The organism is Hyphomicrobium sp. (assembly GCF_036833075.1).
In the GTDB taxonomy this organism is placed as follows: domain Bacteria; phylum Pseudomonadota; class Alphaproteobacteria; order Rhizobiales; family Hyphomicrobiaceae; genus Hyphomicrobium_C.
Genome location: NZ_DAITQL010000117.1, coordinates 1 through 10,046, shown reverse-complemented (window position 1 = coordinate 10,046; position 10,046 = coordinate 1). Strand labels below are relative to the sequence as shown.

The following is a 10,046-nucleotide window of genomic DNA, read 5'->3' as shown; positions in this document are numbered from 1 at the left end:
CGTCCGCGCTATCCTTCCCCGCCCTGAACGGCGGGGCTTGTCGCGCACCGGGTCAGACGCGTAACCTGCCTGTCTGTGTCATGCCGGCGGCCACATAGCCTCCGTCCACGGTGAGCGTCTCCCCGTTAACGTAAGAGGCGGCTGGGGACGCAATGTAGACGATCGCCTCAGCGATATCCTGGGGAGTGCCACGGCGTTTCGCGGGGACCATAGCAAGAATGTTTTCCCAGGTCTCATCACTGTAGGTACCCAGTGTCATCGGGGTCTCGATTGCTCCCGGAGCAATCGCGTTCGCGGTCACTCCGAGAGGGCCGAGTTCCAGCGCAAACTGCCGGGTGAGGCCAATGATGGCAGCCTTTGATGTCCCGTAGGCCGTGCGCCCCACCCCTGCTCGTAGCCCCGAGACAGAGGTGATGTTAACAATACGTCCATAGCCTCGTTCGGCCATGCCCTGTGCAGCGCGCTGGCTTGCCAGAAAGGTTCCGGTGACATTGACGCGCATCACCCTCTCCCAACTCTCCGGAGAAAAGCTGAGGAGTGGCTCGACCAAGAGCAGTCCAGCGCTGTTTACAAGGACATCCACATTCCCGAACTCTGCCTCCGTTCGATCGAACGCCGACAGTATCGACGCCGCATCGCTAACATCGAGCGCGATACCGATTGCCTCACCGCCCGCCGTCGTGATCTCCCGAGCAACTTCGATGGCACTCTCGAGCCTCAAGTCAGTGACGACGACGCGTGCGCCTCGTTGAGCGAGTGCAAGCGCAGCGGCCCGCCCGATCCCCGACCCACCCCCCGTGATGAGTGCCGTGCCATAGTTCTCGCGCATGAGCTTCTCCCTTTCCTCAGCGTCCCATCATCGTTTCGGGCAACCAGGTCGTGATCGCGGGAAATGCGAACAGGATGGCCACGGTGAACATCTCCATTGCTACGAACCACTGCGCACCACGGAACACATCTGCCAAGGATGTGCTTCGGTCGATCCCCGCGATCACAAAACAGTTCAAGCCTACCGGGGGTGTCATCAGCCCGATCTCGCACATCTTGACGCATAAGATTCCGAACCAAATCGGGTCAAAGCCAAGCCCTGAAACCGTGGGAAACACGATCGGCAGGGTGATTACCATCATCGAGAACGCATCGAGAAACATCCCCAGTGGCACATAGGCCAGCAGCAGAACCGCGACTATCAAGGAAGGAGAGATGCCGCTTTCAACAATCACCTCTGCAATCGCCTGCGGTATCTGAACTAGGGTCAGGAAATAGCTGAATATCCCGGCGCCGATCATCGTGAAGAGGATCATCACCGTGGTGGTCGCGGTACTGCGGAAGCTATCCAAGAGCCTCGTACCCAGCGTTGCGCGGGCGACGCGTGAGAACAGCAGCATCATCAGAGCGGCGAGTGCCCCGATTGCACCGGCTTCGGTTGGTGTGATGAGGCCGACATAGATTCCGCCAAGTACGAGCACGAAAAGTACGACTACCTGCCAGGCTTGTCCCGTTGCACGAATCCGCTCGCCCCACGGCGAACGCGGGCTGCGCGCCTCCTGGTTCATGCCACGGCGGCCGATCACCGCAATGCCGGCCATGAAAACGAGCGTGGTCAGAATCCCCGGTACAAAACCGGCGATCAACATCTTGCCTGCGGACACTTCCGTAAGCGCGGCATAGAAAATCAGAAGAACCGAAGGCGGAATCAGTACGCCTAGGACTCCGCCCGCTGCGACCGAGCCTGCGGCGAGGCGAGGGTCGTAACCCGCCTTCTTCATCTCAGGGATCGCGACCGCGCCAACCGTGGCGGCCGTGGCGACCGATGATCCCGATGTGGCTGCAAAGCCTGCCGAAGTCAGGATTCCGGCCATGGCAAGACCGCCCGGCAGATGCCCAACCCACTTGCGTGCGACATTGAACAGCCGCTTACCGACTTGCGCATGATGAGCAAAGGCCCCCATCAGGATGAAGAGGGGAATGACCGTGAGTGAATAGCTTGCGGTGGTGGAGAAGGGCAGCGATTTGAGGCGGTTGAGAAGGAAATCGAGGTTCTCAACCATGACGATACCGAAGGCGCCCGATAGAGCGAGGGCCGCAAATACCGGGGTGCCGAGTGCAAGGAGCGCAAAGATCAGCCCTACGGCGATACATGTGATGAGGGTAACGTCCATGACATTTCCTGGATTCTTTGATGCTGCCGAGATCTGATGCGGCAGATGCCGGGCCGTTCTGGCCCGGCATCTGCCGTTCAGTGCGCAGCGTTGGCGTTCACGCGCCGTTGCTCCGGCAGTCGATCGCGTGCAACGAGGGCGGCGTGGACAAATGCCTGAAGTGCGGCAAACCAAAGACCTACGGCCACCATCACCTTGGCCCACCAGACGGGCACCTGCAATGCACCCCAGCGGAACTCAAGGATGGAGACCGAGTAGACCGCCTCCTTAGTTGCAGGCCAGGCGAGCAAGGCGAAGGTCAGTCCGGCAAAGACCCAGCCGACGGCAGTACATTGACGCCCAATGACCTTTGGCAACCGGTCAGTTACCAGGGTCACGCGGATGTGACCGTCGTCAAGCAGTGTTACGCCCAGCCCCATGAAGACGACCATCGCCATCGACATTTCCGACATCTCGAAGAGACCCGGAACCGCGCGTCCGCTAAGGGCGCGCGCTACGACATCGATGGTGATCGCGAACATCATGAAGGCGAGGAAGACCAACGCCACCCAGGACATCACATGAGAGGTCCGCGTCAGCAGACGATCGAACGTGAGCATCGTTAGAGGCTCGCTGCAATCTCGATCGGCCGCTTGAGTTTGCCCTCGGACGCGTGCTTCGCGATTGCCTTCTCGATCACATCCTGCATCGCCTTCCCGTCAATCCCGTTCGGTTGGGCGACTTTGTTGATCCAGCTCTCGACTTGGGCCGGCTGGATCGTTGCCTTGGCTCGGGCCTTTTCGCTTTCGGGGAGGTCGATGAACTTGACACCCTCGGCGACGGCCTTCTTCACATAATTGGTCAGAACGCCCTCATAGATCTCGGCGAATTTCCCGTTGTAAAGCTCATTGGCGAGGTCGTTGCAGATCTTCTGATTCGCCGGCGATAGCCCTTCCCAGACCTGCCGGTTCATTACGGTTAGCGCGGGAGCGTGTGCGCCGTCGCCAATGTCGTAAAAGTTCGGCGCGATTTCGTGCAGCTTATATGCGACTGCCGTAACGAAATCGAACCCATAGACCCCGTCGAGCACTCCGCGCTCGAGAGACTGATATACCTCACCTGCAACCATTGGCACGGCAATGCCGCCAAGGCGTTCGATGACGTCGGTACCCACGCCATAGGCACGAATCTTCTTGCCCTTGAGGTCTGCAAGCGAAGATATGGGCTTACGCATCACGAGCGGAGCGTAGTTCCAGTTCGTCCAGTAGAGGACCTTTGAGCGGTGGCGCTGCTCCCACTCCTGACGCAGCGGCGCGAAGTTTTCGTATACATCCTGGCAGACCCGCTGCAGCGAATCGGCACGATCTACTCGGAAGTACCATTCGAGCCCTCGCGTTACCGGCATTTCAGCTTGGTAATATCCCGGAGAAATGATGGTGATCTCGGAGGTGCCGTCACGGACTGCACCAAGGTGCTCGCCAACCTTGTTCAGACTGCCAGCCCAGTAATACCGGACGGAAATGTCGCCATTGGAACGTTTTTGCAGTTCATCGAGGAACCAGCGGTCGATCCACGAGGGGCCAGCGCTCTCGGTGACATAGCTATCGAACTTCATCGAAGCGCGAGCCTGTGCAAAGCTTGGCATACCGAGCATTCCGACGCCGGCAAGTGCGCCCGTGGTCTTCAAAAAGTCACGTCTTTTCATAATCTCCTCCTTGGCTTATGGATGCGGGTTCAAATTGCCCGCGTGCTCACTGCATTGCCGAAAAAACGGCACGTCTCAATTCAGTCTTCAAGATCTTTCCGTAGCTGTTCTTCGGCAGATCTGATACGAAAACATAACGCTTTGGCCTCTTGAACGAGGCAATGTGCTGTCTGCACCAACTATCCAACTCTGCCTCCGTTGCACTCTTGTCGGCTTGAAAAACGACATAAGCGACAACTTGCTCGCCCCATTCTGGTTCCGGTTCACCGATAACGGCGACCTCGAAAATCGCTGGATGGCGTAACAGCGCCTCCTCGACCTCTCGTGGATAGATATTGGTTCCGCCGGAGATGATCAGGTCCTTGGAACGATCCGTCAGGTAAAGGAAGCCATCCTCGTCGAGATGCCCAAGATCCCCGGTGTGCAGCCAACCATTGCGTAGCGTTTCGGTACTGGCTTCTGGATTCCGCCAATAGCCGAGCATTACCGTCGGTCCCTGCACGCAGATCTCGCCGGTATGGCCGATGGGGAGTTCGGTTCCTTCCGGGTCAAGGATGGCGAGCGTTACGCAGCCAGCCGCGTAGCCCACGGAGTTGCGACGGGCACGCCAGCGCGAATGGCTCTGATCAGCAACGAGGGCGCGGGGAAGGACTGTGATCGTCATCGGACTTTCACCTTGTCCGTAGATCTGTACGAAACGCGGCCCCAACACTTCCAGTGCGTGGTCGATGTCATTCGCGTACATCGGCCCGCCTCCGTACATGATCGTGCGGATGCCGGCACCGTCATAGCCCTCGACTTGGGCGGCTGCCACGAGACGCTTCACCATCGTCGGAGCAGCAAAGAAAACGAGGTTCCCCCGGCTCTTGGCGAGTGCAATGATCTCCGTGCTGTCGAACCCGCGAGACGCCGGGACCAGGTGAGCGCCCGCTACCCGAATCTGCGAGAACATATAGAGTCCGGCCCCATGGGACATGGGGGCGGCATACAGCATATGATCGTCGGGGCGGGGCGTATCGACGTCCAGGCTGTAACAGAGAGCCATGTTCCTTAGGTTTTCATGGCTGAGCATGACGCCCTTGGGCTTACCTGTTGTGCCTGACGTGTAGAACAACCAAGCAACATCGGTGTCTCTCGCCGGATGCGGGGCAGTTACCGGAGTGCCTTGGGCAACCGCTTTCGTGAGTTTCTCCTCGACGAATTCGACATGAGCGGAGAAGACGTTGCCTTTCTCCGTCAGTACGAGGCGCGCTTCCGAGTTTGTGATGATCCACTCGGCTTCTGTCGGATGCAGTTTGTAGTTGACCGGAACGACGACAGCACCGATCCACCAGCACGCGTGCAGTACCTCGAGATACTCGGGCACATTCTTCGAGTAAACGGCGACGCGATCTCCCGGGTTGATGCCGTGCACATTCGCAAAATGGTGTGCGCGGTCACACACAGCCCTCAACAGGCCGGAATAGTCATGGACCAGTTTTTCGCCGTCGAGGATGGCGGGGTTTTGTGGCCAAGCATGAGCTGCTTGGTAGAGCCAGTTGGCGATGTTCATGCTTGCCTCACGCGCGATCAGCGTTCAGGACTGAGGCATAGTTCGCGACGGCTGTACCACCCATGTTGAAGGTCAGCCCCCATTCGGCGCCCTTACGCTGCATTGCGCCTGCTTGCCCGGTGAGTTGCCGGAAGGCCAGCGCGTGCATGGAGACCCCTGTGGCACCGACCGGGTGTCCTTTGGCTTTGAGACCACCGGAGAGATTCACCGGGGTGCGGCCGTCTGCGAAGACCGTTCCCTCTTCGAGGGCACGTGCGCCCTGTCCCTTTGGCGCGAGTCCCATCGCTTCGTAAATGAGCAACTCGGCTGGGGTGAAACAGTCGTGCACCTCCGCGAAGTCGAGGTCACCTGCGCTGATTCCCGCTGCGGCATAGGCTTGAGCGATTGCCCGCGCAGGCCCTTCGAACGCGAGGAAATCACGTCGCGACATGGGCAGGAAATCCGAGACATGCTCGGCTGCGGCAATACGCACGCGCCGCTTGGCGCTGGCTGCCGCATCGGCTGAAGACAGAACAATCGCGGCAGCGCCATCGGAAATGAGCGAACAGTCGGAGAGCCTGAGCGGCGGTGCGATGAGGGGGTTCTGGTCGCTAACCTCGCGGCAGAACTCGTACGGCACCGGCTTGTGCATCTGCGCGAGGGGGTTATTCATTGCATTTGCGTGGTTCTTTGCCGAGATGCGGGCCATGGCGTCCAGCGGATCGCCGTAACGTTCGGCATAGGCCTGAGCCACGATGGCAAAGACCTGGGGAAAGCTGAGCCCCCTTTCCACCGGGTCGTTTTGATAGCCGGCGCCCGCCAAGGCAGTCGTCACGTCACCAGTCGACCGATGGGTCATTTTCTCGGCGCCGACAACGAGCACGTTCCTCGCACGACCCGATCGAATCGCATCCAGTCCGGAATAGATTGCTGCGGAGCCTGAGGCGCAAGCGTTTTCACAGCGCACAGCAGGCTTGAACCGGAACGCGGGGTCGGCCTGGTGGATCAGGGATGATGCGAAGCCATCGGGTACGAGCCCCGAGTTGAAGTGCCCAAGAAACACGGCGTCGATTTCCGACGGCGCGATCCCTGCTTCCGAGATTGCGTCGCGCGCAGCTTCGACGACGAGCTCTTCCAGCGTTTGTTGGAGTCGGCCAAAGCGGGTGTGACCGGATCCGATGATGTAGACGTCATGTGTCATGTCTGCTCCTCCTGCGAAACAGTGTGGCTTTTGCAGGGGGCTGGCGGATATGCATGAAACTACGTAGATTTATACGTAGAAAGTACGTAGAAACTACTTATAAGCACATAAAGAAAAAGATGAGCTACCACGATCTTCCTGATGAGGCTCTCAATCTGACCGGTTTCATGGACGCGCCGACCGCGATCATGGTGACGTCGAACCGAACCATCCTGAGGGTGAACACCGAGATCGAACTGCTGTTCGGCTGGAACCGGGTAGACCTAGGCTCTGTTCACATATAGCGATATGAAATCACCGCACAAACGATCCGCACGAATGCCATGTAGCTGCATGCGAGCTTGTCGTAGCGTGTGGCGATCCGACGGTAATGCTTGATACGGTTGAAGAAGCGCTCGATCAGATTTCGCGCGCGGTACGCGCAGCGGTCGTACTGCCTGGGCGCGATACGGTTGGATCGAGGCGGGATGACTGCTTGGGCACCGGATGCCTCGATACTCATGACCAAGGCGTTGGCATCGTATCCTTTGTCGGCAACCAAGCTGGCGCACGGCATATCGGCAATCAAATCGTGCGCACACTCGATGTCGGCGACCTGTCCTGCGCTCAGAATCATGCGCAGCGGTTTGCCAAAGGCATCGACGGCAAAGTGCAGCTTGGTCGTCAGGCCTCCACGCGAGCGCCCCAACGCCTGCGGTCCTACTTTTTTTGGGCGCCTGAGGCGTGCTGGTGGGCGCGAACGATGGTCGAATCGATGAACACCCGCGCCAGATCGCGTTCGCCGGCCAGTGCGAGGGCGACCCGATCCCAGACGCCTGCATCGCGCCAGCGCGCAAAGCGCACATACGTCGAATGCCAGTTGCCGAACTCGGGCGGAAGGTCGCGCCACGGACTGCCTGTGCGTGCCAACCAAAGGACCGCCTCAACGAACAGCCGGTTGTCTTTGGCCGAACGCCCTCTATCGCCGGGCTTACCGGGTAGAAGCCCTTCGATTGTCTGCCACTGTTCATCTGTCAGCACCATTCGAAGCATCCTGATCTCCGCCCAAAGATCAGGATGTAAACACAAATCAGCTAATGTGAACAGCCCCTAGAAGGGCAGACGACGCGCCTGCTGTACCCGTCGAGTATCGACTTCGAGAAGATCGGGTCACGCTGGAGCCGGTGGCTGCAGAACCGTCCCCGCTACGAAGATGAGCGCTTCATGCAGCGCAAGAATGGCGAGATCATCTGGGTTCGTGCCCGCGCGCGAACCTTGTCACCGGGAGATCCGTTCCAGTTAATGGTGTGGACCTTCGAGCACTTGAAGGACCGAGTTCCGAGCTCTTCCGCTTTGACGCCGAAGGAGCGTGAGGTTGCGCGCCATATCGTCAACGGCCACACCAGCAAGGAGATAGGACAGGCGATGGGGATCTCGCCGCGAACGGTAGAGGTTCACCGTGCGTCAATCATGCGCAAGCTCGGTGTCCATAACGCTGCGGAGCTTGTGACTCGGATGGTCATTGCCAGCTAACAGGCTGATGCAAGAACTGGTGATCCCGCGCCCTCACTGAGGTTCAGGTCGAATTTCATCGTGACATCATTTTCCGGAATCGCCTTCGCACCGCGTTCGAATTGTCTTCGTGGCCGCAACGGCGACCACGAAGGTCCGTTTGCGCAGCTGTGCTCATGCCTTCACCTCCGAAACGCTCAATTTCGCGATTCGGAGCAGGTTGTATGCAGCACCGGAAATGAAGGCCGCCATCTGGGTCTTCGCCTGGCCGATGAAACGGGTCTTTCGCAATCCGCCGACCGTTTTCAACCAACCGAAGATCTCCTCGACGCGCTTTCGCTTTCGCTGGCTGACCCGGTAGCCCTCGGTTCGGGTGGTTTGCCCATACAGGCCGGGCGTCTTCCGATCCTTGATGCGCGCGATGTGCGGTCGCACCGCGTGCTCGCGCAGGTGCCCGACAAATTCCTTCACGTGATAGCCCTTGTCGGCGCCGAGCGTCTTGGGGTGAATGTGCCGTCGACGTGCGCGAGTGAGCAGCTGCCGCGCGGCACGGTGCTCGGCCTGGGTCGATTCGGTGATGAGGATGTCGACGCACAGCCCATTGCGGTTCTTCATGAGCACATGCCCGCCATAGCTGAGCTTGGCCGGCTGGCCGTTGCCCTTGCGCATGAGTCGAGACTCAGGATCGGTCGTGCTTTGATGTGTGGCGTTCGAGCGCTTCTCGCCCTTGAAGTCGACCATCCCGGTGCCGTCATCAGTAACCGTCCGAGCAACCCCGTAGTTCCCGGTCAGCGCTGAATCGCCGATCGTTGCGGCTCCCGAACTCACTTCTGGAGAGCGACGATGATGGAGCAGGACAGACTGATGGCGCTGGAAGAACCACCGGCTCAGCATCGTGACGAGGTGGCCGTTCAGCGGCGGACACATCGCGACGATGCATTCTGGTGCTCGCATGAGCAGCAGCGGCGCCGGCAAGGCTTGAGCATTCCGCAGTATTGCCAGGCCACCGGCCTGGCGCTGTCGACGTTCCGGCACCGCATCAAGCGCCTGGCCACTGCCGAGGCAGGGTCGGCAGTGGGCGAAGCCGGCGGCCGCTTCATCGCGCTCGTGCAGCCAGCCTCCTCAGGGCAGGTCGATGCGATGCAGATCGAAGTCGTGCTGCCCGCGTCGATGACGCTGCGCCTGCACGGGGCGGCTGCGCGGAAGGTGCTCGATCGCGTGCTGGCGCGGCTACCGTGATCCTGTCCTCGGCGATCCGCGCCCACGTCTATAGCGAAGCGGTGGACATGAGGAAGTCGATCGATGGGCTCGCGCAGATCGTGTCGCGTTGCATGGGCATGAACCCGCTCTCGGGTCAGGTGTTCGTGTTCATCGGCCGGCGCCGCGACAAGGCCAAGCTCCTGGTGTGGGACCGTCATGGGTTCTGGGTGCTTTACAAGCGCCTGGAGCGCGGGCGTTTCACCGACCCCGCGCGGCTGTCGGCTGAGGGCCTGGCGATGAGCGAGTTGCTGGCCTGGCTCGATGGTATCGATCTGTCGCGGACACGCCGCCTGGCGCCGGTGGCGGCCAGCGTCGTGGGGTAAGTCGCGGCCGCGTGGGCAATCGGTGATTCACCGCATTCACCCGAGGTGCCGGTGCTGGCATGCTCATGGCCCATGAACCTGCCTGCCCCGATCGATCGCGCCAGCCTGCCCACGGAGGTTGCTCCGCTGCAGGATCTGGTGCTCGAGCTGGGGCAGCAGATGCAGGCGATGCGTGCGCAGTTCGACGCCCAGCTCGATACCCTGCGTCACCAGTTGGTCGAGCTGCGGCGGCGCCTGTTCGGGCCGCGCAGCGAGGTGATCCACCTCGGGCAGGCAGAACTGTGGTCCGACCCAGTACAGTTCCCTGTGCCGGCCGAGGAGCGGCGCGAGGTCGGCGCTCACACCCGGCGCAAGGGCGGGCGGCCGGCGATCAGCCCGGATCTGCCGCGCCGGC

General features: G+C 60.3%; 11 protein-coding genes and 2 pseudogenes. 5 read left to right on the top strand and 8 right to left on the bottom strand.

The window, feature by feature from the left end; translation table 11 throughout:
• Positions 1-52 precede the first annotated feature (52 nt).
• The 6 genes from V7082_RS20220 to V7082_RS20195 form a co-directional block, all read right to left on the bottom strand.
• Positions 53-829, bottom strand: coding sequence for an SDR family NAD(P)-dependent oxidoreductase (locus V7082_RS20220; RefSeq protein ID WP_334151373.1), 777 nt, complete (start codon positions 827-829; stop codon positions 53-55).
• A gap of 16 nt (positions 830-845) precedes the next feature.
• Positions 846-2,162, bottom strand: a complete 1,317-nt coding sequence (locus V7082_RS20215; RefSeq protein WP_094267478.1) for a TRAP transporter large permease — start codon at positions 2,160-2,162, stop codon at positions 846-848.
• A 77-nt stretch (positions 2,163-2,239) separates the two neighbouring features.
• Entirely contained in the window at positions 2,240-2,761 is a 522-nt protein-coding gene (locus tag V7082_RS20210; RefSeq protein ID WP_334151371.1) for a TRAP transporter small permease subunit, read from the bottom strand.
• Between the two features lie 2 nt (positions 2,762-2,763).
• Entirely contained in the window at positions 2,764-3,846 is a 1,083-nt protein-coding gene (gene dctP / locus V7082_RS20205) for a TRAP transporter substrate-binding protein DctP (protein WP_094267476.1), read from the bottom strand.
• Positions 3,847-3,892: 46 nt separating this feature from the next.
• Positions 3,893-5,398: a class I adenylate-forming enzyme family protein gene (locus tag V7082_RS20200; protein WP_334151369.1), complete on the bottom strand. Its 1,506-nt coding sequence runs from the start codon at positions 5,396-5,398 to the stop codon at positions 3,893-3,895.
• A gap of 7 nt (positions 5,399-5,405) precedes the next feature.
• Entirely contained in the window at positions 5,406-6,578 is a 1,173-nt protein-coding gene (locus tag V7082_RS20195) for an acetyl-CoA acetyltransferase (RefSeq protein WP_094267474.1), read from the bottom strand.
• A gap of 119 nt (positions 6,579-6,697) precedes the next feature.
• Here V7082_RS20195 and V7082_RS20190 point away from each other — a divergent pair, with 119 nt between their 5' ends.
• A complete protein-coding gene (locus tag V7082_RS20190) occupies positions 6,698-6,862 on the top strand; it encodes a hypothetical protein (protein ID WP_334151365.1) in 165 nt (54 codons plus the stop codon).
• Here the strand turns inward: V7082_RS20190 and V7082_RS20185 are convergent.
• Positions 6,853-7,601: pseudogene (locus V7082_RS20185) on the bottom strand (IS5 family transposase). The gene V7082_RS20190 and the pseudogene V7082_RS20185 overlap by 10 nt on opposite strands.
• 180 nt (positions 7,602-7,781) lie before the next feature.
• Here V7082_RS20185 and V7082_RS20180 point away from each other — a divergent pair.
• Positions 7,782-8,090 carry a response regulator transcription factor gene (locus tag V7082_RS20180; protein ID WP_334151364.1) on the top strand — a complete coding sequence of 103 codons (309 nt, stop codon included), beginning with the start codon at positions 7,782-7,784 and terminating at the stop codon, positions 8,088-8,090.
• 153 nt (positions 8,091-8,243) lie between these two features.
• On the opposite strand, the pseudogene V7082_RS20175 reads toward V7082_RS20180, so the two are convergent.
• Positions 8,244-8,822 (bottom strand): annotated as a pseudogene (locus V7082_RS20175) (transposase); the annotation flags it as partial.
• Between the two features lie 90 nt (positions 8,823-8,912).
• Between V7082_RS20175 and tnpA the strand changes: the two are divergent.
• From tnpA to V7082_RS20160, 3 genes are all read left to right on the top strand, one after another.
• Entirely contained in the window at positions 8,913-9,308 is a 396-nt protein-coding gene (gene tnpA / locus V7082_RS20170) for an IS66 family insertion sequence element accessory protein TnpA (RefSeq protein WP_334151375.1), read from the top strand.
• Positions 9,305-9,652 (top strand): IS66 family insertion sequence element accessory protein TnpB, encoded by a 348-nt coding sequence (gene tnpB / locus V7082_RS20165; RefSeq protein ID WP_043743036.1) that lies wholly within the window; start codon positions 9,305-9,307, stop codon positions 9,650-9,652. The genes tnpA and tnpB overlap by 4 nt, the downstream gene beginning before the upstream one ends.
• Before the next feature lie 72 nt (positions 9,653-9,724).
• The coding region (locus V7082_RS20160) for a transposase (protein WP_334151361.1) at positions 9,725-10,046 on the top strand (322 nt) is incomplete at its 3' end.